At 70.5% G+C, this 25610-nt stretch carries 26 protein-coding genes; 17 read left to right on the forward strand and 9 right to left on the reverse strand.

The annotated features are described in order from the left end of the window. Positions 1-9: 9 nt before the first annotated feature. The gene (locus FGM06_RS08500; RefSeq protein ID WP_144798818.1) at positions 10-255 is read right to left on the reverse strand and encodes a CDGSH iron-sulfur domain-containing protein; all 246 of its coding nucleotides are present in this window, start codon (positions 253-255) and stop codon (positions 10-12) included. 118 nt (positions 256-373) lie between these two features. On the opposite strand from FGM06_RS08500, the gene msrB reads away from it, so the two are divergent. Further along, positions 374-784 (forward strand): peptide-methionine (R)-S-oxide reductase MsrB, encoded by a 411-nt coding sequence (msrB, locus tag FGM06_RS08505; protein WP_144798820.1) that lies wholly within the window; start codon positions 374-376, stop codon positions 782-784. A 19-nt stretch (positions 785-803) separates the two neighbouring features. Here the strand turns inward: msrB and FGM06_RS08510 are convergent, their stop codons facing one another. From FGM06_RS08510 to FGM06_RS08520, 3 genes are all read right to left on the reverse strand, one after another. Beyond that, a complete protein-coding gene (locus FGM06_RS08510; protein WP_144798822.1) occupies positions 804-1958 on the reverse strand; it encodes an acyl-CoA dehydrogenase family protein in 1155 nt (384 codons plus the stop codon). A gap of 121 nt (positions 1959-2079) precedes the next feature. Continuing rightward, complete coding sequence (locus tag FGM06_RS08515; RefSeq protein WP_144798824.1) at positions 2080-3219, reverse strand: pyridoxal phosphate-dependent aminotransferase; 1140 nt, start codon at positions 3217-3219, stop codon at positions 2080-2082. After that, on the reverse strand, positions 3216-3704 hold the full coding sequence (locus tag FGM06_RS08520; RefSeq protein ID WP_144798826.1) for an Lrp/AsnC family transcriptional regulator: 489 nt from the start codon (positions 3702-3704) through the stop codon (positions 3216-3218). The genes FGM06_RS08515 and FGM06_RS08520 overlap by 4 nt, the downstream gene beginning before the upstream one ends. 132 nt (positions 3705-3836) lie before the next feature. On the opposite strand from FGM06_RS08520, the gene FGM06_RS08525 reads away from it, so the two are divergent. From FGM06_RS08525 to FGM06_RS08535, 3 genes are all read left to right on the forward strand, one after another. Continuing rightward, positions 3837-4112 carry a ribbon-helix-helix domain-containing protein gene (locus FGM06_RS08525; protein ID WP_144798828.1) on the forward strand — a complete coding sequence of 92 codons (276 nt, stop codon included), beginning with the start codon at positions 3837-3839 and terminating at the stop codon, positions 4110-4112. Next, positions 4105-4368 (forward strand): type II toxin-antitoxin system RelE family toxin, encoded by a 264-nt coding sequence (locus FGM06_RS08530; RefSeq protein WP_144798830.1) that lies wholly within the window; start codon positions 4105-4107, stop codon positions 4366-4368. The genes FGM06_RS08525 and FGM06_RS08530 overlap by 8 nt, the downstream gene beginning before the upstream one ends. 76 nt (positions 4369-4444) lie before the next feature. After that, a complete protein-coding gene (locus FGM06_RS08535) occupies positions 4445-5311 on the forward strand; it encodes an aldo/keto reductase (protein WP_144798832.1) in 867 nt (288 codons plus the stop codon). Between the two features lie 22 nt (positions 5312-5333). Here FGM06_RS08535 and FGM06_RS08540 read toward each other — a convergent pair whose 3' ends face one another. Continuing rightward, positions 5334-6728 (reverse strand): adenylosuccinate synthase, encoded by a 1395-nt coding sequence (locus FGM06_RS08540; protein WP_144798834.1) that lies wholly within the window; start codon positions 6726-6728, stop codon positions 5334-5336. Between the two features lie 324 nt (positions 6729-7052). On the opposite strand from FGM06_RS08540, the gene FGM06_RS08545 reads away from it, so the two are divergent. After that, on the forward strand, positions 7053-7358 hold the full coding sequence (locus FGM06_RS08545; protein ID WP_004595838.1) for a hypothetical protein: 306 nt from the start codon (positions 7053-7055) through the stop codon (positions 7356-7358). A gap of 193 nt (positions 7359-7551) precedes the next feature. Here the strand turns inward: FGM06_RS08545 and FGM06_RS08550 are convergent, their stop codons facing one another. The 3 genes from FGM06_RS08550 to FGM06_RS08560 all read right to left on the reverse strand — a co-directional run bounded on the left by FGM06_RS08550 (position 7552) and on the right by FGM06_RS08560 (position 11515). Continuing rightward, a complete protein-coding gene (locus FGM06_RS08550) occupies positions 7552-9849 on the reverse strand; it encodes a DUF7527 domain-containing protein (RefSeq protein WP_144798836.1) in 2298 nt (765 codons plus the stop codon). 156 nt (positions 9850-10005) lie between these two features. Beyond that, positions 10006-10479, reverse strand: coding sequence for an NUDIX hydrolase (locus FGM06_RS08555; RefSeq protein WP_144798838.1), 474 nt, complete (start codon positions 10477-10479; stop codon positions 10006-10008). Positions 10480-10543: 64 nt separating this feature from the next. Continuing rightward, positions 10544-11515 (reverse strand): transcription initiation factor IIB, encoded by a 972-nt coding sequence (locus tag FGM06_RS08560; protein ID WP_144798841.1) that lies wholly within the window; start codon positions 11513-11515, stop codon positions 10544-10546. A 311-nt stretch (positions 11516-11826) separates the two neighbouring features. Between FGM06_RS08560 and FGM06_RS08565 the strand changes: the two genes are divergently transcribed. Together FGM06_RS08565 and FGM06_RS08570 are read left to right on the forward strand one after the other, a co-directional pair. Further along, positions 11827-13014: a M24 family metallopeptidase gene (locus FGM06_RS08565; RefSeq protein ID WP_144798843.1), complete on the forward strand. Its 1188-nt coding sequence runs from the start codon at positions 11827-11829 to the stop codon at positions 13012-13014. A gap of 135 nt (positions 13015-13149) precedes the next feature. Beyond that, complete coding sequence (locus FGM06_RS08570; protein WP_144798845.1) at positions 13150-14334, forward strand: MFS transporter; 1185 nt, start codon at positions 13150-13152, stop codon at positions 14332-14334. Positions 14335-14367: 33 nt separating this feature from the next. On the opposite strand, the gene FGM06_RS08575 is transcribed toward FGM06_RS08570, so the two are convergent. Beyond that, on the reverse strand, positions 14368-14604 hold the full coding sequence (locus FGM06_RS08575; protein WP_092566076.1) for a hypothetical protein: 237 nt from the start codon (positions 14602-14604) through the stop codon (positions 14368-14370). Positions 14605-15050: 446 nt separating this feature from the next. Between FGM06_RS08575 and FGM06_RS08580 the strand changes: the two genes are divergently transcribed. From FGM06_RS08580 to FGM06_RS08625, 10 genes are read left to right on the forward strand one after another with little or no spacing between them, the layout of a single operon-like run. Next, positions 15051-15674 (forward strand): hypothetical protein, encoded by a 624-nt coding sequence (locus tag FGM06_RS08580; protein WP_144798847.1) that lies wholly within the window; start codon positions 15051-15053, stop codon positions 15672-15674. Next, positions 15671-16405, forward strand: coding sequence for a QcrA and Rieske domain-containing protein (locus tag FGM06_RS08585; RefSeq protein WP_144798849.1), 735 nt, complete (start codon positions 15671-15673; stop codon positions 16403-16405). The genes FGM06_RS08580 and FGM06_RS08585 overlap by 4 nt, the downstream gene beginning before the upstream one ends. After that, complete coding sequence (locus FGM06_RS08590; protein ID WP_144798851.1) at positions 16405-17910, forward strand: cytochrome b; 1506 nt, start codon at positions 16405-16407, stop codon at positions 17908-17910. The genes FGM06_RS08585 and FGM06_RS08590 overlap by 1 nt, the downstream gene beginning before the upstream one ends. After that, positions 17903-18100, forward strand: a complete 198-nt coding sequence (locus FGM06_RS08595; protein ID WP_144798854.1) for a hypothetical protein — start codon at positions 17903-17905, stop codon at positions 18098-18100. Before FGM06_RS08590 ends, FGM06_RS08595 begins: the two co-directional genes overlap by 8 nt. Continuing rightward, positions 18097-21084 (forward strand): nitrate reductase subunit alpha, encoded by a 2988-nt coding sequence (locus FGM06_RS08600; protein ID WP_144798855.1) that lies wholly within the window; start codon positions 18097-18099, stop codon positions 21082-21084. The genes FGM06_RS08595 and FGM06_RS08600 overlap by 4 nt, the downstream gene beginning before the upstream one ends. Then, entirely contained in the window at positions 21081-22187 is a 1107-nt protein-coding gene (narH, locus tag FGM06_RS08605; RefSeq protein ID WP_241662554.1) for a nitrate reductase subunit beta, read from the forward strand. The genes FGM06_RS08600 and narH overlap by 4 nt, the downstream gene beginning before the upstream one ends. After that, the gene (locus FGM06_RS08610; protein WP_144798856.1) at positions 22177-23049 is read left to right on the forward strand and encodes an ethylbenzene dehydrogenase-related protein; all 873 of its coding nucleotides are present in this window, start codon (positions 22177-22179) and stop codon (positions 23047-23049) included. Before narH ends, FGM06_RS08610 begins: the two co-directional genes overlap by 11 nt. After that, entirely contained in the window at positions 23046-23828 is a 783-nt protein-coding gene (locus tag FGM06_RS08615; RefSeq protein WP_394348617.1) for a molecular chaperone TorD family protein, read from the forward strand. The genes FGM06_RS08610 and FGM06_RS08615 overlap by 4 nt, the downstream gene beginning before the upstream one ends. Further along, entirely contained in the window at positions 23825-24772 is a 948-nt protein-coding gene (locus FGM06_RS08620; protein ID WP_144798857.1) for a phosphate ABC transporter permease, read from the forward strand. Before FGM06_RS08615 ends, FGM06_RS08620 begins: the two co-directional genes overlap by 4 nt. Next, positions 24769-25605 carry a HEAT repeat domain-containing protein gene (locus FGM06_RS08625; RefSeq protein ID WP_144798858.1) on the forward strand — a complete coding sequence of 279 codons (837 nt, stop codon included), beginning with the start codon at positions 24769-24771 and terminating at the stop codon, positions 25603-25605. The genes FGM06_RS08620 and FGM06_RS08625 overlap by 4 nt, the downstream gene beginning before the upstream one ends. Positions 25606-25610: the final 5 nt, after the last annotated feature.

The following is a 25610-nucleotide window of genomic DNA, read 5'->3' on the forward strand; positions in this document are numbered from 1 at the left end:
CCCCGCCGGTCACTCCTCCGCGCGCTCCGCGTAGACGATCTCGTCGATCTCGCGGCGCTCGCCGTCGGCGTCGTCGTTCGCGTACTTGTAGACGACTCCCTCCGTCTCGTCCTCGGTCGCCCTGTGAGAGCCGTCGCACAGCGGTTTCGAGTCGGAGAGGCCGCACCGACAGACGTAGATCAGGTCGTCGTCGCCCATGTCGGACTCGTCGAGTATCGCCGGCCCCCGCTCCTCGTGGGTCACTTCGCGCGTCATATGCGGGGATGGAATGGCGGCGGGATACGGCTTGTGGCCGCCCGCCTCCGCTCGATTGACTCCGTCCGGACGCGGGATCCGCCGCAACCCCCTTGCCCGTGGGGCGCCTACCGGGAGTATGAGCGAGACCGACGACCCCGACCCGCGGGAGCTGACCGACGAGGAGTGGCGCGAGCGGCTCTCCGAGGAGGAGTACCGCGTGCTCCGCGAGAGCGGCACGGAGGCGAAGTTCTCGGGCGAGTACGTCGACCACCACCCCGACGACGGGGAGTACCGCTGTCGGGCCTGCGGGACCGTCCTCTTCGACGCCGAGACGAAGTACGAGTCCGGCTGCGGCTGGCCCGCCTTCTACGCCGCGGAGGAGGAGTCGGTGACGACGACGGTCGACACGAGCCACGGGATGCGCCGCACCGAGGTCCGGTGTGCGAACTGCGACTCCCACCTCGGCCACGTGTTCGACGACGGCCCCGAGCCGACTGGCAAGCGGTTCTGTATCAACTCGGTCGCGATGGAGTACGGCGGGGAGTAGGCCGACGGCGAGCCGGCGCTCAGAACCCCTCGTCGAGCAGCTCGCGGGCGACGATGTTCTTCTGGATCTCGGTGGTTCCCTCGTAGATCTGGGTGATCTTCGCGTCGCGGTAGAGCCGCTCGACGTCGTGGTCGTTGACGAAGCCGGCGCCGCCGTGGACCTGGACCGCCTCGTCGGCGACGTCGACGGCGACCCGCGACGCGAACTCCTTGGCCATCGACGCGAGAGCGGTCAGGTCTCCGGCCTCGTTGTCGACCGCCCACGCGGAGCGGTAGGTGAGCCAGCGGGCGGCCTCCGTGTTCGTGTGCATCTCCGCGAGCTTGTGTTTGATCGCCTGGAAGTCGCTGATCGGGCGGTCGAACTGCTCGCGCTCCTGCGCGTACTCCAGCGCGCGCTCGGCCGCGCCGCGGGCGATCCCGACGCCCTGCGCGGCGACCGCGGTCCGGGTCTCGTCGAAGAACTGCATGAGCTGTAAAAAGCCCATCCCGCGCTGGCCGATGAGGTTCTCCTCGGGTACCCGCACGTCGTCGAAGCGGAGCTCGGCGGTGTCGCTCGCGCGGATGCCGAGCTTCCCGGTGATCTTGTCGCGGGTGAGCCCGTCGCGGTCGCCCTCGACGAGGATCTGCGAGTAGCCCGAGTAGCGGTCGTCGATCTCGGGGTCCGTCTCGCAGACGACGACGAAGTAGTCGGCGACGGTGCCGTTCGTGATCCACATCTTCGAGCCGTTGATCACCCACTCGTCGCCGTCCTTCTCCGCGCTAGTCGCGACCGACGTCACGTCCGAGCCCGCCTGCGGCTCCGAGATCGCCGACCCCATCACCGCGTCGCCGGCGGTCACCTCGGGGAGCACGCGCTCCTTCTGTTCGTCCGTGCCGAACTCCATCAGCGCCTCGGCGCCGAACCCGGCGCTGGAGACGCAGAGGCCGATCCCGGGGTCGGCCGCGAACAGCTCCTCGGTGAGGATCGCGTTCTCCAGCGAGGAGTAGCCGACGCCGCCGTACTCGACGGGGACGTGCGGCGCGAGCAGCCCCATCTCGGCGGCCTTCTCCATCACCTCGTGCGGGTACGCCTCGTCGACGTCGTACTCGGTCGCGACCGGTCGAATCTCCTCGTCCGCGAACTTCCGTACCTCCTCGCGCAGCTGTTTCTGCTCGTCCGTTAGCTGGAAATCCATATCGGAAGATCCGAACAAACCGTGATAACCGTTAGCGAACGTTGAGAAATTCGAGAGGAGTTGTTCGTTTACCGGTCCGTCGTCGACGGCGGCCGCCGGGCGCGCCCCGTCGACGTCGGCCTCAGCGGTTCTCGACGAACGTCGCGATCCGGTCGGTCGCCTCCTTCAGCTCGTGCATCGAGGTCGCGTACGACACCCGGAGGTGGCCCTCGCCGCCCGCCCCGAAGACGGAGCCGGGGACGACCGCGACGCCCTGCGCCTCCAGCAGCTCCTCCGCGAACGCCTCGTCGTCGCCGCCGCAGTCGGGGAACGCGTAGAACGCGCCGCCGGGCTCGAACGTGTCGAGGCCCATCTCGTTGAACCGGGAGACGACGAGCCGCCGACGGCGGTTGTACTCGTTCACCATCTCCGTGACCTCGTCGTCGCAGCGGTCGAGCGCTTCGATCGCCGCGTACTGCGGCGTCGTCGGCGCCGACAGCATCGTGTACTGGTGGATCCGGTTCATCGCGTCGATCGCATCGCTCGGTCCCAGGGCGTACCCGAGCCGGAGCCCGGTCATGGCGTACGCCTTCGAGAAGCCGTTGACGACGACGGTCCGCTCGCGCATCCCCGGCCGCGTGGCGATCGAGGCGTGGTTGGTCCCGAAGGTGAGCGCGGCGTAAATCTCGTCGGCGATCACCCGGAGGTCGTTCTCGCGGCAGAAGGCGGCGACCTCGGCGTACTCCTCGTCGGTCATCGTCGCGCCCGTCGGGTTGTTCGGGTAACAGAGGACGAGGAGGTCGGCGGCGGCCGCGCCCGACGCCTCCAGCGCGCTCCGCGTGAGCGCGAAGTCGTCCTCGGCCCGCGTGGGGACCGTGAGCCGCTCGCCGCCCGCCAGCTCGATCCCGGGGCCGTACGAGATGTACGTCGGCTCGTGGACGGCGACCGTGTCGCCGGGGTCGACGAGCGCGCGGAAGGCCAGATCGACCGCCTCGCTCGCGCCGGTGGTCACGAGCACCTCCTCGGCCGGGTCGTACGACTGGTTGTAGCGCTCGTGGTGGGCCGCGATCCGCTCGCGGAGCGCGGCCATCCCGCGGTTCGACGTGTAGGAGGTCTTCCCGCGTTCGAGCGAGTCGATCGCGGCGGTTCGGGCCGCCCACGGCGCCGAGAAGTCCGGCTCGCCGACCCCGAGGGAGATCACGTCGTCGCGCGCCTCCGCGAGCTCGAAGAACTTCCGGATCCCCGACTCCGGGAGGTCGCTGGCGCGGTCCGAGAGCCTCATGGCGAGACGGAGAGGCGGTCGTCGTCGTCGCCGTCCTCGAACCGCACGCCACCGTCCTTGTACGTCTCCATGATGTAGTGGGTCACCGTCTGGGTGACCTCCGGCATGGGCGCGACCTGCTCGGAGATGAACCGCGAGACGTCCTGCATCGTCTCGCCGAGCACCTCGACGGCGAAGTCGTAGTCGCCGGAGACGAGGTGGAGGGCGTCGACGGCCGGGAACTTCGCGATCCGGTCGGCGACCTCCTCGTAGCCCGTCTCACGGTCGAGTTCGACGTTGATCTCGACGACCGCGCGGATCTTCCCCTCGTCGACGCGGTCCCAGTCGATCACCGCCTGGTAGCCGTGAACCACGTTGTCCGCCTCCAGCGCCGCGATGGCCTCCGCTACCGCTTCCGCGTCGAGGCCCGTCTGGGCCGCGATGTCGTCGATGTCCTCGCGGGCGTTCCGCGCCAACACGTCGAGTACCTCGCGCTCGGCGTCCATAGGGTAAGATTACGCGGGGGCGGTTTATGAGTAGCGACGCGCGCAAGACGGGCGAGCGGTCGAACGACGACCCGACGTGGCGAGGGCCGAGTGCCCCGAACCCTTTTCAGTGATACCGCTGTATCACACTATATGAGCGCCGACGCGAACGCCGGCGACGATCGGATGGAGAAGATCAACGTGCGCGTTCCGAAGTCCCTCCTAGACCGGATCGACGAGGAGTGGGAGCGGCGAGGGTACGCGAGCAAGTCCGAGGCGATCCGCGACGCCCTACGTGACTGGGTTGACCCGTCGGTGACGCTGTCCGAGGAGACGCTGTCAGACCTGTCGGAAAGCCGGGAGCAGGCGAAACGCGACGAGACGGTGTCGGCCGAGGAGGCCCGCGAGCGACTGGGTCTGGATGACTGAGGTCGAGTACACCGAGCAGGCGCTTTCTCATCTCGAATCCCTCGATCCGCAGGTCGCCGATCGGGTCATGAACAAGGTCGACGAAGCGACGGAGTGGACCGAACACAGATTGGAACCGCTCTCCGGCTACCCGTACCACAAACTGCGAGCCGGCGACTACCGGGCCATCGTCACCTGGAATCGGGCCGCCGACATCGTTCGTGTCGAGGCCGTCGGTCACCGCAGGAACGTGTACGATCGACACCTCCCGCCCTGAGCGTTTTTCCTCCCGCGCCTCCACGTCCCCTTCCGGCATCCCCACGGCTTTCCGGGTGGCCCGAGATAGTTCGCCCATGGCTTCGAACACCACCAGCGGGAGCGACACGTTCGACATCGGCGGCGAACTGACCGTCAACCGCCTCGGCTTCGGCGCGATGCGGATCACGGGCGAGGACATCATCGGCCGCCCCGACGACGAGGACGCGGCGAAGGACGTGCTCCGGCACGCTGTCGACCTCGGCGTCGACTTCGTCGACACCGCCGACTCCTACGGGCCGGGCGTCTCGGAGCGGCTCATCGGCGAGGCGCTCGGCGACCCCGACGATGTCGTCGTCGCCTCGAAGGCGGGGCTGCTCCGCAACCGCGAGGGCGACTGGCTCCCCCACGGCGACCCCGACTTCCTGAAGAACCAGGTGCTGTGTAGCCTCGACCGGCTCGGGACCGACACGATCGACCTCTACCAGTACCATCGTCCCGACCCTAACACCGACTTCGAGGCGTCCGTCCACGCGTTCGCGGAGATGAAGGACGCCGGCCAGATATCGCACGTCGGCCTCTCGAACGTCACCGTCGAGCAGCTGGAGACCTCGACGGAGATCGTCGACGTCGCCACCGTCCAGAACCGGTACAACGTCGGCCACCGCGACGACGAGGACGTGCTCCGCGCCTGCGAGGACCACGGCGTCGGGTTCATCCCGTGGGGGCCGATGTACACGGTCGACGAGGCGGGCGTCGCGGAGGTGCTCGGCGAGGTGGCCGACCGGCGCGACGCCACCCGCCGACAGGTCGCGCTCGCGTGGCTGCTGGAACACTCCGACGTGACGCTCCCGATCCCGGGCACGTCGAGCGTCGAGCACCTGGAGTCGAACGTCGCTGCCGCGGAGCTGTCGCTCACCGACGAGGACATGGCCGCGCTGAACGGGATCGACCTGCAGGAGTAACGCTCCGGGGGCGTTCGAAGACCTACTCCTCGAACGGGTTCGTCAGCTCGACCGTCTCCTCGCGGTCGGGACCGACGCCGACCGCGTAGACGGGCGTGTCGGTCTCGTCGGCGACGAGCTCCAGGTACTCGCGCGCGGCCTCGGGCAGCGCGTCGTACCCTTCCGCGGCGACGGCGGACGAATCGAACTCGTCCCAGGTGTCGAGCGTCTCGTACACCGGCTCGCAGCGCTCCCAGCGGTCGGCCGTCGTGGGAACGGTGTCGATCTCCTCGCCGTCGCCGGACTGCGTCCGGCTGCCAGAGGCGCCTTGCGCCTCGCTGTCCAGTTCGTAGCCGGTACACACCTTCAGCTCGTCGAGCCCGGCGAGCACGTCGACGTGGTTGACCGCGAGCCCCGTGAAGCCGGAGACGCGCGCGGCGTGGCGCAGCATCGGGAGGTCGAGCCAGCCGATCCGGCGCGGGCGACCCGTCACCGTGCCGAACTCGCCGCCCTTCTCGCGGATGTCGTCGGCGAGGGCCTCCTCGTCGGCGTCGCCGTCGAGCTCGGTCGGCATCGGCCCCTCGCCGACGCGCGAGAGGTACGCCTTCACGATACCGACGACCTCGCCGGAGCCGACTTTCGTGACGCCGAGCCCCGACCCCACCGCGGCGGCGCCTGCGGTCGGATTCGAGGAGGTGACGAACGGGTAGTTGCCGTGGTCGACGTCGATGTGCGTGCCCTGCGCGCCCTCGAAGAGGATCTCGTCGCCGGCCTCGTGGCGGCGGTGGAGGTAATCGGAGCAGTTGACGGTCATCCCCTCGTCGGCGAGGCGCTCGCCGATCGCGGCGAACTCCTCGTGGAGGGCGTCGACGTCGAACGCCTCGGCGCGGTCGTCGTCGATCTCGAGACCGTACACGTCCTCGACGAGCGCCCGCTTCTGTGGGACGGCGTACTCGAGCTTCTCGCGGAGCGCGTCGGGGTCGAGCAGGTCGGCGACCCGGATCCCCCGCCGTCCCGCCTTGTCCTCGTACGTCGGGCCGATGCCGCGACCGGTCGTGCCGACCTCGTCGCCGGCGTCGTCGTCGGCCTTGACTTCCTCCTCGATACCGTCCAGGACGCGGTGATACGGCATGATCACGTGCGCCCGGCGGGCGACCCGCACGTCGGGGTCGAGCCCTCGCTCGCGCAGGTCGTCGATCTCGGTGAACAGCGTGCGCGGGTTGACGACGCAGCCGTTGCCGAGGATCCCGACCGTGCCCCGGACGGCCCCGCTCGGTACCAGCGAGAGCTTGTACTCCGCGCCCCCTTCGACGACGGTGTGGCCGGCGTTGTCGCCGCCCTGATAACGGACTACGACGTCCGCGTCCCCTCCCCACCGGTCGACGAGCGCGCCCTTGCCCTCGTCTCCCAGCTGGGAGCCGACGATGGTGAGTGTCATACGGCCCGAGGGTTCCGGCCGGGGGGTAAAACCGATTACGGTCCGTGGACGCGATCACCCCACGGGCGTGGATCACTTGACATCGCGGTCGAGCGAGATATGCCCGTTCGTGCGGTCGATCTCCGAACTCACCCGATCGCGACCCGAGTCACTCGATCGCGACCGACGCCCCGACGGCGGTGTGCGGCCGATTCGCGGACGTCGTCGGGGGTCGAAGCGATCGAACACGTTAACTACTCCCACGTCAAAGCGTGGGATCGAGCGACCCGGGGGCGGCCGCCGACAGCAACTTTTAAACCGGGGCATGACGAGTTAACATGTGCCATGATAGATCGACTAGAGAAGGAGGTAGACATGCTGGAACGACACCTCCAGGTCCTGCGGATGGTCATCGAGAACGAGCCGATCGGTATCGTGAAGATGTCGAACGAGACCGGCTACCCCCACCACAAGGTCCGCTACTCGCTGCGCGTGCTCGAGGAGGAGAACCTCATCGAGCCGTCCAGCCAAGGCGCCATCACCACCGAACGGACCCACGAGTTCGTCGACGAACTCGACGAGAAGCTCGACGAGACGGTCGAGAAGCTCGGCTCCATGCGGATCGACGACGCCGCCGAACTCGAGAACTGAGCGCCTCCGTTCGTACGCACCGCCGGCCGCGAGTCTGCGTTTTGATCTCGGGTCACCGCAGCTACTACCGTAGCGCGCCGCGAGTACGATCGCCCGCCATCGGTCACCCGCGATCGCCTTTCTCGCTCTCCGTTCCTCTCGATACCTGACTAGCCCCACCGGACACCGTTTTCCGACCGCGAACAGCGCTCCGCTACAGGTCGGGGACGGTCATGTGGAAGCCGCCGTCGCGGGCCTCGACCAGACAGAGGTGGTACCCCTGCTTGCGCGAGAGCTTCACGAAGCTGGCGCGCTTCGACCGGCTGAACAGTCCGCCGCCGACCGCGTCGCTCGCGGTCTCTAACGCGCCCGGCTCGAAGAAGCTCTCCGTCACCGCGAACGCCGCCGCGAACGAGTCGTTCGACTCGGCGATGTCGCGGCCGTTGCCCACGAGCGACTCCAGCGTCCCCTCGGCGGTCGGGTCGCGACTGTCGTTGAGGTCGGCGACGAACAGGGGGTTCCCCATCCGGTCGCGCAACACGAGGTCGAACGTGCGCTGCTCGCGCGTCTCCTCGCCGTTCTCCCGGATCGCTATCGACACCGACCCGCCGATCTCCGCGCGATCGATCTCGGGGATCGCGTCGTACAGGTCCCGGAGGACGCTCTGGTTGCCGGTCCCGCTCACCTCGAACGGGAGGTCCTCGACGAGCCACCGGGTGAACCCGTACTCGATCGTGTCTCGCAGGAACTCCTCGTACGGCCGCCCGTCGACCGCGAGCCCGTCCGTCTCGAAGCTCGTGTGGTGCTCGATCCGCAGGTTCTCGCGGAGCGCCTCGCGGTCGACCGCCCCGTCGTGGGCGTCCTCCAGCGTCGCGCCGCCCTTCGAGTCGTACCGCACGAAGAGGTTCGTCCCGCTCCGCGCCTCCGCGGGCGAGAGCGACCGGTCGCTCTCGGGGAGTCGGTCGCGCGCCGCGGCGAGCTCGTCGGCCAGCCGGTCGCGCTCCTCGCGGAGCGTCGAGAGCTCCGACTTCAGGCGGTCGACCTCGGCGGACAGCTCGTCGCGCTCGCCCTCCAACTCGTCCCGCTCCGCGGCGGCCTCCTCCAACTCCGCCGCCAGCGATTCGCGCTCCCGCTCGGACTCCTCCAGCGCGCTCTCGAGCTGTCGGAGCCGCTCTCGACGCTGTCCGTCGCCGCGCGATGCACCGGAATTCCCCGAGCGCTGCGACACGGCGGACCGGTTCGAGCCGGCCTCGCCGGTCGACCGCGGCTCCGGGGAGTCCTCGTCCGCGGTTCGGCCGGCCCGCTCGGGTTCCTCCCGGCGTGCGGCGCCGTTCGATCCGCGGGGCTGCTGGGAGCCGCGAGCGGACTCTGCTCCGGTCCCGTTGCGACCCTCCGGCGGGTCGCTGGCCTCCGACGGGTCCAAGGCGGGGATCGACTTCTGTTCGCGCCACTGCTCCTCCTCGGAGAACACGTCGTCGCTCGGGCGCGGATCGTCCTCGGACCGATCGGAGTCGGCCGAGACGACGGCCGCGGAGGGGGACTCGCGGTCGTCGGACGCGTCCGTCGGGCCGGTACCCTCGGAGTCGCTCGCCGCCTCGCCCCCGCGGTCGTCGCCGTCGATCGACGCCTCGTCCGCGCTCTCTGTCGACGTCTCCTCTGCGCGAGCGTCGCCGCTCGGGCCCCGCCGGTCGCCGTCGTGGCTCTCGCGGCTCTCGCGGCTCTCGTCCGCCGCCCCGCTTCCGGCGACATCGGGCGGCGAAGGACCGCCGTCGGGGCCGTCCGCTTCGGCGTCAGCGGGCTCCTCGGACGCGGCGACGCCGTCTCGATCCGGTTCGTCTTCCAGGGCCGCGGCGTTCGGCTCCGACGGGTCCTCGGTCGTCGTCGCGTCGGGCGCCGCGTCGTCCGCGGGAACGGCTCCGGGCGCCGCGCCGCCCGCGGGAGCGCCCTCGGACGCGGCGTCTCCCGCGTCGCCGTCGGTGGGGATCTCGCGGACGTCCAGGTCGACCTCGTAGACGGTGTAGATGCCGACCTCGTCGTCGGCCAGCGAGAACGCCTTCTCGCCCGTCTCCAGCCGCCGGGAGTTGCCGACGTAGGCGGCGGCCATCGACTCGCCCGCCGTGTACGTGACGTAGTAGTCGCCCGAGAGCACGTTCTCCGACAGCTCGACGTAGCCGGTGAACCCGCCCTGCGAGAGCTTGCGGTCCGCTTCCGAGAGCGGGGTGTCGTTCGTGTAGTACTGCGCCCGCGGCTCGCCGCCACGCTCCTGCATGGCGAACAGGACCGGAAGGACCCCCTCGGGGGCCTCGTACAGGGTGCCCGAGGCCTCCGCGAAGTCGTCCAGGTCGCCGTCGGCCACCCCGACGACGCGCCCCTCGAACACGAACAGCCACGCCGTGCCGTCCGTCACCGCGCCGGAGAACCCGCGGTCGACGAGGCGCCCGAGCTCGGCGAACCCGCCCGAGAACTCGCGGGCGTCCCACCCGGTGATCTCCGATCGTCGCTCTGCGTCCATCTTGGTCCATGTCGCCTGCAACGACCCAAATACCTTCCGGACCGTGAGACGACCGTCTGACGCCGATCGAACGGGGATCCGCGGCGGTCGACCCCCGCGCGGACCGGCGGTCTCTCGGGCCCGTCGGGCCTCGCGGCTCGTCGAGCCGTCGCCCGACTACGCGTCGTCGACGGCCGCGATCGCTTCGCGACCGAGCTCGATCACGTCCGGCTGCAGGTCGCTCGCGGCCAGCTCGGTCGGTGTGTACCAGCGCCACGCGTCCGGGTCGGCCTCGTCGTCGCCGCCCGGCGCGATCTCGCGGGAGTCGACGCGGGCGAAGTAGAGGTGATCGACGTGCTGGTGGCCCACCGACCCGTCCTCGTGGACGTTGATGTCGTGGAGCATGAGGTGAGCCGGCTCCGGCAGGCCGCGCGTGTTCGGCCCCTCGATCGACGACTCGGTCGCGACCAGCTCGGCGGTCAGGCCGGTCTCCTCGCGGACCTCGCGGAGCGCCGCCTCGTGGGGCAGCTCGTCGCGGTCGACGTGGCCGCCCGGCGGGAGCCGGATCCCGAGCCGATCGTGGGCGTGGAGCGCGGTCGCGCCGTCGTTGACGACGTACGTCGTCGCGGTGAAGTGACGGGTGGTCTCCATACGCGCCGCTCGGCCCGCGGGGGTTTGTGCGTTCGGAAAAAACGGCGGGAGTCGACGGGTCGGTTCAGTTCAGCGCGACGCCGTCCTCGGCCTCCAACAGCTCGTGGTAGCGGTTCCGGATGGTGACCTCGCTGATGTTCGCCACGTCGCTGACCTCGCTCTGCGTCACCTTCTCGTTGACCAGCAGGGAGGCGGCGTACACCGCCGCGGCGGCGAGGCCGACCGGCGACTTGCCGGAGTGGATCCCCTGCGACTTCGCGGTGTCGAGCAGCGACCGGGCGCGGCGCTCGGCCTCGTCGGAGAGGCCGAGATCGGAGGCGAACCGCGGGACGTAGCTCTCGGGGTCCGCGGGCTGGATCTCCAGCTTGAGCTCGCGGACGACGTAGCGATACGTCCGGGCGATCTCGTCCTTCTCGACGCGGGAGACGGCCGCGATCTCGTCGAGCGAGCGCGGCGTGCCCGCCTGCCGGGCGGCCGCGTACAGCGAGGCGGTCGAGACGCCCTCGATGGAGCGGCCGGGGAGGAGGTCCTCGTCGAGCGCGCGGCGGTAGATGACGGAGGCGGTCTCGCGGACGTTGTCCGGGAGGCCGAGCGCCGAGGCCATCCGGTCGATCTCGCCGAGCGCCTGCTTGAGATTGCGCTCCTTGGAGTCGCGGGTGCGGAACCGCTCGTTCCAGGTGCGGAGCCGCTGCATCTTCTCGCGCTGGCGGCTGGAGAGGGACTTCCCGTAGGCGTCTTTGTCCTGCCAGCCGATGTTCGTCGAGAGCCCCTTGTCGTGCATCATGTTCGTCGTCGGGGCGCCCACCCGGGACTTGCTGTCCTTCTCCTTGGAGTCGAACGCGCGCCACTCCGGCCCGCGGTCGATCTCGTCCTCCTCGACGACGAGCCCGCAGTCGACACAGACCGTCTCGCCGTGCTCCGTGTCGGTCGCGAGCTGGCCGCCGCATTCGGGACATCGCAGTTCCTCGTCGGACGACTCGGTCTCCTCCTCGTCGTCGACGTGCTCCGCCGTGTACGTTCGAACGTTTTCGCTCATTGGTTGGTTCAAATGGAGGGAACGAGGGGACCGAGAGACGCGTCTCGGTTGCTTTCCTCACTAACGGATAAGGACCGAACGAATTTAAATGTTCGCGTTGGTTTCGGTTCTGAAAATCAACGGGAGAGGCGATCACGAACGTCGTTACGCCGCTAACAGCCGGTATCTCTGCTCCGTTCGTCGACGCCGATCTCGGCTCGCCGAGTCGGCGATCGCTACTATATAGATATTTCGTGACAGACTGCGGCTCGCCGGGCCGGCGACGGTTCCGCGAGGGCAACCGATTTGGGCCTCGCCCGAGCACCTCGCGTATGAACCGGACACGCCTCGAAGAGACGCTCTCCGCGGTCGACACGGACGGATACCTGCTCGACGCGTCACAGGAGGACGCGAACCAGCTGTACCTCTCCGGGTTCACCGGCCCGGACCCGTTCCTGACGCTGTACGCCGACGGCGAGGTCCACGTGCTCGTCTCCGGGCTGGAGTACGGGCGAGCGAAGGCGGAGGCCGCCGCCGACACCGTCGAGCGGCACGCCGACTACGACTACGAGTACGGCGGCCGCGAGGAGCGGTACGACATGTACGCCGACTTCGTCCGCGACAAGGGCGTCGAGTCGGTGTCGATGCCGCCCCGCGGCCCGGTGGGCACCGCCGACGCGATGCGCGAGCGCGGGGTCGACGTCGCGGTCGACGGCGACGACCTCCTCCGCGAGGTCCGCGCGGTGAAGACCGACGAGGAGGTCGAGGCGATCCGCGACGCGCAGCGGGCGAACGAGGCCGCGATGCGCGCCGCCGAGGAGCTGCTCGCGAGCGCGGACGTGGCGGGAGAGGGGGACGGCGCCGACGGCGACGCCGAGCCCGGGACGCTCCTGCTCGCGGACGGCGAGCCGCTCACCAGCGAGCGCGTCGCCGAGGAGATCGAGGTGACCCTGCTCCGCCACGGCTGCGCGCTCGACGAGACGATCGTGGCCGGCGGCGCGCAGGCGGCCGACCCCCACGACCGCGGCTCCGGCCCGCTCCGGGCGAACGAGGCGATCATTATCGATATTTTCCCCCGGTCGAAGGCGACGAAGTACAACGCCGACATGACCCGGACGTTCTGCGTCGGCGAGCCGCCGGCCGCCCTCCGCGAGTGGTACGACCTCACCGAACGCGCGCTGGCGGCCGCGCTCGACGCGGTCGAGCCGGGCGCGACCGGCGAGGACGTCCACGCCGCGGCCTGCGAGGTGTACGAGGAGGCCGGCGAGCCGACGTTCCGCACCGACCCCGAGACGGAGACGGGGTTCATCCACTCGACCGGCCACGGGATCGGGCTCGACGTCCACGAGTCCCCGCGCCTCGCGAGCGGCGGCGGCGAGCTGGAGCCCGGCCACGTGGTCACCGTCGAGCCGGGGCTGTACGACCCCGACGTCGGCGGCGTCCGGATCGAGGACCTCGTGGTGGTCACCGAGGACGGGTACGAGAACCTCACCGAGTACCCGATCGCGTTCGAGGTCTGACGGGGCTCGGCCGTCGCGGTCGGCGAGGGCGCGAGCGACGCGGTCGCCGGCGCCCCCGCCGACCGGTGCCACACCACACTCGGCCCGACTGGCCGCGACCGGAACCCGCTTTGACCCGGGTCGAGAACGGCGCCCGTGAACTGGCGGTACCGGCACACGGCGCTCGCCCTCTGCACGCTCGCGTTCACCGCGACGATGGTCGCGCGGCTGGTCATCAGCCCGCTGGTCCCGCAGATCACGACGCGGTTCGGCGTCACGAACGCGACGGTCGGCCTCGCGCTCTCGGGGATGTGGCTGGCGTACGCGCTCGCACAGTTCCCCTCCGGCGTGCTCGGCGACCGGTACGGGGAGCGCGCCGTCATCCTGACCGCGGTCGGGGCCACCGCGGTCGCCTCCCTGCTGATCGCCGTCTCCCCGTCGATCGCCGTCTTCATGCTGTTCACGGTGATCCTCGGCGCGGGCGCCGGGCTCCACTACTCGGTGGCGACGACGTTCCTCGCCAAGCAGTTCGACGACATCGGTCGCGCCATCGGCGTCCACGTCGCCGGCGGGCCGATCGCCGGGCTCGCCGCGCCGCCGCTCGCCGCGCTCGTCGGGTCCCGGTACGGCTGGCGGGCCGGGATCCTCCTCGGCGCCGCGGTCGCGGTGCCCGTGTTCGCCCTGTTCGCGTGGCGGGTGCGGCCCACGGAGCCGGTCCGGCCCGACCAGGCGATCCGCGAGCGGTTCGAGCTCGCGGCTCTCGTCGAACTGCTCTCGCGGCCGCCGATCCTCTACACGACCGCGCTGGCGACGATGGGAGCGTTCACGTGGCAGGCGACCGCGTCGTTCCTCCCGACGTTCCTCGACGTCGGGAGCGGCCTCTCGACGGCGCTGTCGGCGCTGCTGTTCTCGCTGTACTTCCTCGTCCACGGCGGGACCCAACCGGTCACGGGCTCGCTCTCCGATCGGTTCGGCCGCGACGTGACGGCCATGGGAACGATGAGCGCGGGGATCGTCGGCTACGGGCTCCTCGTCGCGACGGCGCGGTTCGGCCTCGGGCTCGCCCCGACGGTCGCCGCCGTCTGTTTCGTCGGCGTCGCGATGTCGTGGGGCGCGCCCGTCCAGTCGCGGTTCATGGACCTGCTCTCCGACGCCGAGCGCGGCGCCGGCTTCGGGCTCGTCCGGACCGCGTACATGGTGCTCGGGGCGTCCGGCAGCGTCGTCGTCGGGACCGTCTCCGACGTCGCGGGCTGGGAGGCAGCCTTCGGCCTGCTCGCGGGCGTGATGGCGCTCGGGCTGGTCACGCTGCTCGCGAACCGGGCGCTGAGACTAGGCTACTGACGGGAGCGGTGAGCGGCGGAAAAGCGGGCCCGCCTACAGTCGGTCGTCTTCGAGGCTACCGGGGTCCTCGGCGGTGTCGAACATGTTGTTCTCCGCGCCGTCGAGCATCTCGTCGCGCGGTTCGTCGTCGACGACGCTCACGTTGTACGCCTCGATGCCGGAGGCGATCAGGTCCTCGGCGGCCTGTTCCTCGGAGACGAACTCCTGGTCGGCGAGCTGCTGGAACTCCGCGTAGACGTCGTCCGAGAGGTTCAGTTCGAAGGTCGGCATACCCCCTCGTTCCGGCCGGACGCTTTTAAGTTGATCCCTCGGCCGGGCCGACCGTTCGGTCCGGCGACCGTGTCCACGCTTTTTGCCACCTCGTCGTGCGAGCCGCCGATGCGGGTCGCGACCGAGACGGTGCTCCGGCGGTGTTCTCCGACGACCGTATTTAAACCGCCGAACAGTTCGGGAGTAGCCGTTTCCCCGTTTCCGGCGTAGAGATATGTACATATTACCGACACGCACACCCCGACCAGGGCGGGACTCTTTCACGGGCGGGGTCGCCTCGCTCGAACCGCGCCGAAGCGACACCGCCCGGACTCCCCCGGGCGCGGAACGGCGGGCGCGAGTCTCGACCCCGACCGGCCGCGAGGTACCGTCACGGGAGAACCGGCGTCGCGGTCGCCGGGATCTCCCCGGACCGCCAAGAGACTGATTCACCCACACTTCACACCATGGACCGACGAACGGCCGTCGTTCTCCTCGTCGTGCTCGCCGTGCTGCTCCCGACCTGGTACGTCGGGATGCACGGGGAGCCGTCGTCGGAGGATATCAGGATCGATCAGAGCGTCAGCGAGATGCAACCACTCGAGGGCATCGTCGACGCGCCGACGAAGCTCTCGCCGAGCCAAGTCGGCGTCATCGTCTGGGTCGCGCTGCTGGCGCTGCTCGGCGCCGTGGCCTTCTTCCACCGCTTCATGAACCGCGCGGCGCGTCCCGACGAGCAGGGAGGCGGCGCCCCCGACTCGGCCGCCACCGACGGGGGCGCGGCCCGCGCCCGGCCCTCCGAGCGGTCGGACGGGCTCACCTTCCCGTGGCTGGAGACGGACGACCGGTGGGTCGTGGAGTACAAGGACGCCAGCGACGCAATCGAGGGGCTCGTGGCGATGGGCGGGCTCACCGTCCTCGCCATCGTCTTCGCCGCGCTGTTCACCGCCGAGTACCTGACGCTGGCGCGCACCCAGTACTTCGGCCTCTACGCGTTCGGGCTGTTCATGTCCCTCCTCGGTTCGACCGTCTCCTACTACGCCTGGTTCATGCCCCACGTCGAGGTCGCCGAGCGGAGGGATCACGGATGACCGGTGACGCGACCGCCCCCGACCGCGACGGGCGAGAGGGGCACGAGGGCGGCGACTCCGACGGTTCCGACGGACGCGCCCTCCCCGAGAGCGGCGACCGCTGTGACGCCTGTCCCGAGGGAGACGACGGGATCGCGGTCGACCCCACCATCTACGAGTCGTTCTGGCGGGACGCGCGGGCCGAGCTCGAGCGGCGCGACTACGCGAAGCTGCTCGCGACCGTGGGCGGGATCACCGCGGTCGGCAGTCTCGCCGCGCCGGTCGCCGGGCTGACGCGCGTCTTCGACCGCAAGTACCAGGGCCCGGTGTACACCGACGGGGTCCCGCTCGTCGACGCTGCGGGCGAGCGGGTCGGAGAGGACCGCCTCTCCCCGGGCGAACTGCTCACCGTGTTCCCGGAGCCGCGGCCGGGGATCGAGGACGCGCCGACCCTCCTGGTCCGGTTCGAGGAGTCAGCGTACGCGAGCGAGGTGCGCGACGAGTACGTCGTCAGCGGCTACGCCGCCTTCTCGAAGGTCTGCACCCACGCCGGCTGCATGGTCGACGGCCGCGACGGCACCGTGCTCGTCTGTCCGTGTCACTCCGGCCGCTTCGATCCGACGACCGGGGCGCGGGTCGTCGGCGGACCGCCGCCGCGGTCGCTCCCGCAGCTCCCGATCACGGTGTCGAGCGACGGGTACCTCGTCGCGACCGGCGACTTCCAGGGGCCCGTCGGCGCGGGGGGTGAGTGATGTCTCGGACCGACGCCGCGTCCGACCGGGCCCGAGACGTCTACGACTGGGTCGACTCCCGGCTCGACGTAGACGACGCGAGCGACTTCCTCGGGAAAGCGTTCCCGGCGGAGGACTCGTTCCTCCTCGGCGAGGTGGCGCTGTTCTGTTTCGTCATCCTCGTGTCGACGGGCACCTTCCTCGCGTTCTTCTACGAGCCGAGCACGGCGCCCGTCGAGTACGCCGGCAGCGTCGTCCGCTATCAGGGCGAGGAGGTCCCGGCCGCGTTCAAGAGCGTGCTCAACATCACCTACGACGTCCCGTTCGGGATGTTCCTGCGACGTATGCACCACTGGGCGGCGCACCTGTTCGTCGCCGCCATCGCGCTCCACATGCTCCGCGTGTTCTTCACCGGCGCGTACCGCAACCCCCGCGAGCCGAACTGGGTCGTCGGGACGGGGCTCGCCGGACTGGCGATGTTCGCCGCGTACACGGGGTACTCGCTCCCGTACGACGAGTTCGCGAGCACGGCGGTCGGGATCGGCTACAACGTCGCCAGCTCGATCCCCGTCGTGGGCGACCCGGTCGCGAGCATCGTGTTCGGCGGCCAGTTTCCGACGAGCGCGACGATCCCCCGGCTGTTCTTCCTCCACGTGTTCCTCATCCCGGCCGCGATCGCCGGGCTCATCGCCGTCCACATGGCGATCCTGCTCCGGCAGAAACACACCGAGGGCCAGCGCGACGGCGACGTCGCGCCGGCGAGTCGGGAAACCGCCGAGAGCGCCCGTCCGGCGCAGGACGCCGGTCCGGCAGGCGACGGACCGGCGGGCGCCGGATCGGCGAGCGACGCGACCGGCACGGCTGACGGGGGGCGACCGGTGCTCGACCGCGACGACGACAGCGTCGTGATCGGGCTCCCCGCGTTCCCGAACCAGACAGCGGTGAGCGCGATGGTCTTCTTCCTCACCATGGCCGTGCTCTCGCTGCTCGCGGGGTTCCTCCCCGTCCACAACATCGCCGCGTACGGCCCGAACGACCCGGCGTCGACCCCCTCGCTCATCATGCCGGACTGGTTCCTGATGTGGGGGTACGGATTCCTGAAGCTCACCCCCTCGTGGCTGAGCTTCGACGTCCTCGGCGTCCACGTCAGCTCCGAGTTCGTGGGCGGCGTGCTGCTGCCGAGCCTGGTGTTCCTCGCCGTCGTGGTCTGGCCGTTCGTCGACCGCGCCGAGGAGCCGGAGCACTTCACGCGGAACTACCTCGACCGACCGTTCCCGACCGCGGTCGGAATCGTCGGCGTCACGCTCGTGATGGTCGCCTCCGTCGCGGGGATGGACGTCATCCTCGCGGAGATCCTCGGGACGTCGACCGCCGTGCTGCGGCCTTACCTGACCGCGGCCCTCGTCCTCGTCCCCGCCGCCGCCGGGACCGTCACGTACTGGACCCTCGGCGGGTTCGACGACGGCTCCGGCGGGACGGGATCCGGCGACGCGCCCGGCGACACGGAGGGGGTCGCCGATGACTGACTCGACCCCCATCGCGAGGCTCTCGCTGTCGTCTCGCCGGTACCGGTGGGCGGACCGACTGACGAAACTGGCCGGCGTCGGGCTGATCGCCGCCGGTCTCGACGCGGGCGGCGGCACCTCGACGGGCCTGGCACTCGCGGCCCTCGGCGCCGCGTTCGGGCTCGCGACCGTACTCATCGACAAACAATGACTGACACGACAGACGCCACGGACGAACAGACGCGAGACGACGTCGCCGCGGCCCGTCGCGACTTCCTGAAGGGAGTCGGGGCGGCCGCCGCCGTCGGCGCGACCGGACTGGGGAGCGCACAGGACCTCACGGAGATGAACGCGCTGGAGGTCGTCGACGACCCGATCGGCGACTACCCGTACCGAGACTGGGAGGACCTCTACCGCGAGGAGTGGGACTGGGACGACACGGCCCGCTCCACCCACAGCGTGAACTGCACGGGGAGCTGCTCCTGGCAGGTGTACACCCGCAACGGGCAGGTGTGGCGCGAGGAGCAGGCCGGCGACTACCCCCGGTTCGACGAGTCGCTGCCCGACCCGAACCCCCGCGGGTGTCAGAAGGGGGCCTGCTTCACCGACTACGTGAACGCTGACCACCGCGTCACCCATCCCCTCCGGCGGACCGGGGAACGGGGCGAGGGGAAGTGGGAGCGGGTCTCGTGGGACGAGGCGCTCACCGAGATCGCCGAAGAGGTCGTCGACGCGGTCGAAGACGAAGAGTACGACGCGATAAGCGGCTTCACGCCGATCCCCGCGATGAGCCCCGTCTCGTTCGCCTCCGGGAGCCGCCTTATCAACCTGCTCGGCGGCGTCAGCCACTCGTTTTACGACTGGTACTCCGACCTCCCGCCGGGCCAGCCGATCACGTGGGGGACCCAGACTGAGAACGCTGAGAGCGCGGACTGGTACAACGCCGACTACATCATCGCGTGGGGCTCGAACATCAACGTCACGCGGATCCCCGACGCGAAGTACTTCCTCGAGGCGGGCTACGACGGCGCGAAGCGGGTCGGGATCTTCACCGACTACAGCCAGACGGCGATCCACTGCGACGAGTGGATCGGCCCCGACCCCGGCTCCGATACGGCCCTCGCGCTCGGGATGGCTCGGACCATCGTCGACGAGGGGCTGTACGACGAGGGACACTTGAAAGAGCAGACCGACATGCCGCTGCTCGTCCGCGAGGACACCGGGAAGTTCCTCCGCGCGAGCGAGGTCGCCGGGCTCTCCGTCGACGCCGACCGCCCCGAGAAGGTGTTCGTCATGCAGGACGCCGACGGCGGGCTCAGGGCGGCGCCCGGCTCGCTCGGCGGGCGCGACGGCCAGCACGACGCGTCCGCGAGCATCGCGCTCGACTTCGATCCGGAGCTGGCTGCCGAACGAACGGTCGACACCGACGACGGGAGCGTCGAGACGCGGTCGGTCTGGCTGAACCTCCGCGACGAGCTGTCGGCGTACACTCCCGAACGGGTGCACGAGCTGACCGGCGTCGGAGAGTTCACTCACCGGAAGATCGCCCGCGAGTTCGCCGACGCGGACCGCGCGAAGATCATCCACGGGAAGGGGGTCAACGACTGGTACCACAACGACCTCGGGAACCGCGCGATCCAGCTCCTCGTCACGCTCACCGGGAACCTCGGCCGCCAGGGGACCGGGCTCGACCACTACGTCGGCCAGGAGAAGATCTGGACGTACAACGGCTGGCAGACCCTCTCGTTCCCGACCGGAAGCGTGCGCGGGGTGCCGACGACGCTGTGGACGTACTACCACGCCGGCATCATGGAGAACACGGACCCGGACACCGCCGCGCGGATCCGCGAGTCGGTCGAGAAGGGGTGGATGCCGCTGTACCCCAGCGAGCGCGACGACGGCTCGCGACCGGACCCGCGGGTGATGTTCGTCTGGCGCGGGAACTACTTCAACCAGGCCAAGGGCAACGTCGCGGTCGAAGAGGAGCTGTGGCCCAAGCTCGATCTGGTCGTCGACGTCAACTTCCGGATGGACTCGACCGCGCTCAACAGCGACATCGTCCTGCCGACGGCGAGCCACTACGAGAAGCACGACCTCTCGGAGACGGACATGCACACGTACGTGCACCCGTTCACGCCGGCCGTCGAACCCCTCGGCGAGGCCAAGACGGACTGGGAGATATTCCGGGCGCTCGCCGAGAAGATCCAAGAGGTCGCCGAAGCGCGCGACGCCGGCCCGGTCGACGATCGGAAGTTCGACCGGCGGATCGACCTCCAGTCGGTCCACGACGACTACGTCCGCGACTGGGAGACCGGCGAGGCGGACGCGCTCGCCGAGGACCGGGCGGCCGCGGAGTTCATCTTGGAGAACTCCGAGGAGACGAATCCGTCCGACACGACCGAGCGGATCGAGTTCGACGACATCGACGAACAGCCGCGACGACTCCTCGCGGCCGGCGACCACTGGACCTCCGACATCGAGGACGGGGAGGCGTACACGCCGTGGAAGGACTACGTCCAGGACAAGCAGCCGTGGCCGACGTTCACGGGTCGCCAGCAGTACTACATCGACCACGACTGGTTCTTAGAGCTGGGCGAGGAGCTCCCGACGCACAAGGAGTCGCCGGTCCTCCAGGAGAAGTCGGAGTACCCGCTCAGCTACAACACGCCGCACAGCCGGTGGTCGATCCACTCGACGTGGCGCGACGACACGAAGATGCTCCGGCTCCAGCGCGGCGAGCCGACCGTCTACCTCAACCCCGACGACGCCGAGGAGCGCGGCATCGAGGACGGCGACACCGTGCGGGTGTACAACGACCTGGACTCGGTCGAGGTGCAGGCGAAGATCTACCCGAGCGGGGAGCCCGGCACCGCCAGGCACTTCTTCAGCTGGGAGCGGTTCCAGTACCCCGACCGGAACAACTTCAACTCGCTCGTGCCGATGTACATGAAGCCGACGCAGCTCGTCCAGTACCCGGAGGACTCGGGCGAGCACCTCCACTTCTTCCCGAATTACTGGGGCCCGACCGGCGTGAACAGCGACGTGCGCGTCGAGGTGGAGCCCGTCGAGGGAGGAGCCGAATCGGTCGCGGGCGGCGCGGTCGACGGCGGCGAGCGTTCCGACGGCGACGCGGACGAGACCGCTCGCGGACCGCTCGATCGCGTGACCGACCTGCTCGGGGGTGGTGACCGATGAGCAAGACCGACGACGACGGGACGGGGCGAGTCGGCGACGAGGGACGAGCGGCCCAGACCGACGACGGGAACGTCCCGATCGCCGAGGGCGTCGACCACCAGGTCGCGATGGTGATGGACCTGAACAAGTGTATCGGCTGTCAGACGTGCACGATCGCCTGCAAGACCAACTGGACCGAGTCGGGCGGCCGCGAGTACATGTACTGGAACAACGTCGAGACGAAGCCCGGCGCGGGCTACCCGCGCGACTGGGAGGAGCTCGGCGGCGGCTGGGACGACGAGGGGCAGGAGCGGACGCCGGGCGAGCTCCCCGACGAAGAGGCGTACGGCCGCCCGTGGGAGTTCAACCACGAGGCGATCATGTACGAGGGCAGCGACGAGCCCCTCCGCCCCATGGAGAACGCCGACTGGGGGCCGAACTGGGACGAGGACGAGGGGGCCGGCGAGTACCCGAACTCCTACTACTTCTACCTCCCCCGAATCTGCAACCACTGCACGCACCCCTCCTGCGTCGAGGCCTGTCCGCGCTCCGCGATATACAAGCGCGAGGAGGACGGGATCGTCTTGATCGACCAGGACCGCTGTCGCGGCTACCGCTACTGCGTCGAGGGGTGTCCCTACAAGAAGGTGTTCTACAACGCGCAGACGAAGACGAGCGAGAAGTGCATCTTCTGTTACCCCCGGATCGAGGGAGAGGGGCCGGAAGGCGAGGTCCGTCCCCCGTCCTGCGCCGAGGACTGCCCGCCGCAGCTCCGGCACGTCGGGTTCCTCGACGACGAGGGCGGGCCGATCCACAAGCTCGTGAACGAGTACGAGGTCGCGCTCCGGCTCCACCCCGAGTACCGGACCGAGCCGAACGTTTACTACATCCCGCCGTACGCGCCGCCGCAGACCGGCGATGACGGCGAGACGGTCGACGCCGATCGCATCCCGCTGAACTACCTCGAGGAGCTGTTCGGCCCGCAGGTGGAGGAGGCGCTCAACACGATCACCCGCGAGCGGGAGCGGGCGGAGCGCGGCGTGGAGAGCGAGCTCATGGAGATCCTCTCGACCGTGAACAACGACGACCAGTACCGGCTGGAGGTGTTCGACGATGCGGCGTGAGGACGACGCCGACGGGACCGGTGATCGACGCCTCGTGTTCCGAGGCGTCACGTCCCGAGACCTCGCGCTCGCGGCAGCGATCGCGGTCGCCCTCGTGGCCGCGACCGCGGCGTTCCCGGCGCTCGCCGACGCGCAGGGTGCCTACGAGATACCGGTCGACCGGCGGGGAGACCCGGCCGATCTGGCCGAACCGACCGGATCCGCGTGGGGATCGGCGGAGACCGTGGAGATGCCGATGACCAGCGCGGGCGCGGCGGTCCCGCAGGGCTCGGAGACGGCGGTCGAGGCCGCTCGCGTGAAGGCCGTTCGGACCGACGAACGGCTGTTCCTCCGGGTGTCGTGGTCGGACCCGACCGCCAACGCCTCGACCGACGGGATCCGTGAGTTCGCCGACGCCGCCGCGGTCCAGTTCCCGGCTGCGCCGACGGATCGACCGCCGCTCGCGATGGGGTCGACGGAGAACCCGGTGAACGTCTGGTACTGGAACGGCGCCGGCGCGTCGGAGTCCCTGCTCGCCGGCGGCCCGGGGAGCACGACAGAGATGAACGGGTCGGCGGTCCGGACGGCGGCGACCCACGAGGACGGTCGGTGGACGGTGGTGTTCTCCCGGCCGCTCCCGAGCGACCGCGCGAACGTCACCGACCTCACCACCGAGGCGGACACGAACGTGGCGTTCGCGGTCTGGGAGGGCTCGAACGGCGAGCGGTCCGGGCGGAAGGCCGCGAGCGAGTGGTTCTACCTCTCGTTCACCGACGACACCGGTGCCCCCTACGAGATACTCCTCTGGACCGTCGCGGGGGTCGCCGTCGTGTTCACCACGCTCGTGACCGTCGAGGGGATCCGCCGGACGAGGGGTGAGTGACCGTGTCCGAATCGACCGCCGAACGCGACGGCGAGTTCGAGGGGTCGGAGAACCCCGACCGTCGCGCCCCGGACGAGGCCGTCGACGCCGAGACGGGCGCCCGCGGGGCGGTCTACGGGCTCCTCGCGAGCGCCTTCGACGAGCCGACGCCGGAGCCGCACGAGGAGTTCGCCGACGGCTCCGTCGACCGCGCGATGGCGACGCTCGTCGAGCGGTCGGGGCTCGACGTCGACCCCCCGGACCTGACGGTCGACGACGACCGCGAGACCCTCGCGGCCCGGTACAACGACCTGTTCGTCGTCGGCTACTCCGAGGTGATCGACGGGACGGACGGGACGGTCGAGAACCAGGGCCCGCCGGCGTCGCTGTACGAGTCGACCTACCGGTCCGACGCCTCGTGGAACGACGTGAACCTCGACCTGGCGCGGGCGTACGAGCACTTCGGCTGCGAGATCGGCGGCGACGAGCGCCGCCACCACGACAACCTCCGGCTGGAGCTGGAGTTCGCGGGGTACCTCTGCCGGCTCGCCGCGGCGACCGAAGGCGACGGGGACGGCTACGACCGCGCGCGGCTCGACTTCCACGACCGCCACCTCTCGGTGCTCGCCGGCGGGCTCGACGACGCGCTCGATTCCGAGCCGGGGACCGGCGTGTACGGTCGGCTCGCCGCGTTCCTCGCGGAGTTCGTCGCGGCCGACGTCTCGGACCTTGCGGCCCGGCTCGACGTCGGCGCGGGAAGCGGCGCGGAGTCCGACGGCGACGGGGGTGAGGGCGCGTGACTGCGTCGACCGTGGCCGTCGAGTCCGACCGCGACGACGCCGAGGCCGTGAGCGGTCCGTCCTCGAACGCGACCGAGGACGCGACGGCCGAGCGCCGAGCGCGGGACGCCCCGCTCGACGGGCGACTCCTCGTCGTCCTCGTGACGGCGGCGGCCGCCGTCGCCGCGTCGACCGCGATCCGGATCGCGTACAACGCGCCGTTCGCTCCGGTCGAGGTCCCGACCCGCGCGATACCGGCCGCGAACGCGGTCGCCCTGCTCGGCGTCGGGGCGGCGCTCGGGACGCTCGCGCTCGCGTCGCGCCGCTCCGGCGTCCGCGTCGGGCTCCTCTTCGCGGCGGTGTTCGGGGCGCTCGCGACTGCCTCCGACGCCGCGGCCGTCGCGGCGGCGGTCGCGGTTCCCGCCGGCGCCGCCGTCGCCCTCGCGCACGCCCTGTGGCGGCCGACGACCTACGTGGAGCTCCGGCGACGCGTCGTCGCCGCGGCGTTTCCGGCCGCGATCGGGCTCTCGCTCGTCGGAACGGCGTGGGGGCTCGGAGCCGGCGTCCGCGAGGCCGGCTCCGTCGCGTTCCTCCTCGCGGCGACGCTTCTCGCCGCCCTCGCGGAGACGGACCGCCTCGCGCTGCTCGCGGGAGCGGGCGGCTTCCTCTGCGTCGCCGCCGCGAGCGCCGCCGCGCCGTACGTGACCGGGAGCGCGCTGCTCGCCGGGTTCGGCGTCGTGGGGAGCCCCCACCTGCTCGCCGCGACGGCGGCGTTCGGCGGCGTCGCGGCCCTGGTCGCCGGCCTCCGGGACGGCGACCGGTCGCTCGCGCTGGGGGCGGGAGTGCTGCTCGTCGCCGGCGTCCCGGCCGCGCCGACCGCCGCGCTCGCGGCGTCTCTCGGCGCCGTGCTCGTCGCGGTCGACCCGGCTGACCTGCTCGCGACCGCGGAGGTGAGCTCCCGATGAGAGACCCGGACGAGGCGACCGACGGCCCCACCGACCCCCGCGTGCATCCCGAGGAGAGCCCGGGGTTCGGCGACAACCCGGACGGGCTCGAGGACATCGAGGTGGACCGCGACGTCACCGTCGGCGAGGCCTCACAGCGCGAGCTTCAGGCGACGGACACCGCGCCGCTCCGCGGGACCGAGGCCGCGGAGAAGATCGCGACGCTCGCGGACGGCGACCCGGTCGAGCGGCGCCGGGCGGCGCTGGCGCTCGGTGAGGGGCGTCGGAGCGACGCCGTCGTCGACGCGCTCGTCGAGCGGGGTCTCGCGGACGAGGACGCCGACGTGCGCCAGTTCGCGGTCGAGGCGCTCGGTCAGCTCGGCGGAGACCGGGCGAGCGCGGCCGCGACCGAGACGCTCGCGGACGACGATCCGTGGGTCCGCGCCGAGGCCGTCGTCGCGCTCGACCGGATCGACCGGGCCGCCAACGCCGACGCGATCGAGGCCGCGCTCGACGACGGCCACCACGCGGTCGTCAGGAACGCGATGGTGTCGCTGTTCAAGCTCCGCGGCGAGGCCCTGCTCCCTGTGTTGCTCGACCGCTCGCGAGCGGAGAGCGAGCGGCTCCGAGAGTGGGCCGTCCACCTGCTCGCCGGCGTCGACGACGAGCGCGCGACCGAGCGGCTCGAGACGGTCGCCGCCGACGAGTCGGAGCCACGGGTCGTTCGCAGCACCGCCGCGCGGGCGCTCGACGCCGACCCGGGGAAGTTCAGGCGCCAGTTCAGCGGCGGCACCGAGAACGACAGCGCCGCCCTCCCGGGCGAGAGCACGCTCAACCGGCGGCCAGACCTGTGATCACC

This window comes from Halorubrum depositum (genome assembly GCF_007671725.1).
In the GTDB taxonomy this organism is placed as follows: domain Archaea; phylum Halobacteriota; class Halobacteria; order Halobacteriales; family Haloferacaceae; genus Halorubrum; species Halorubrum depositum.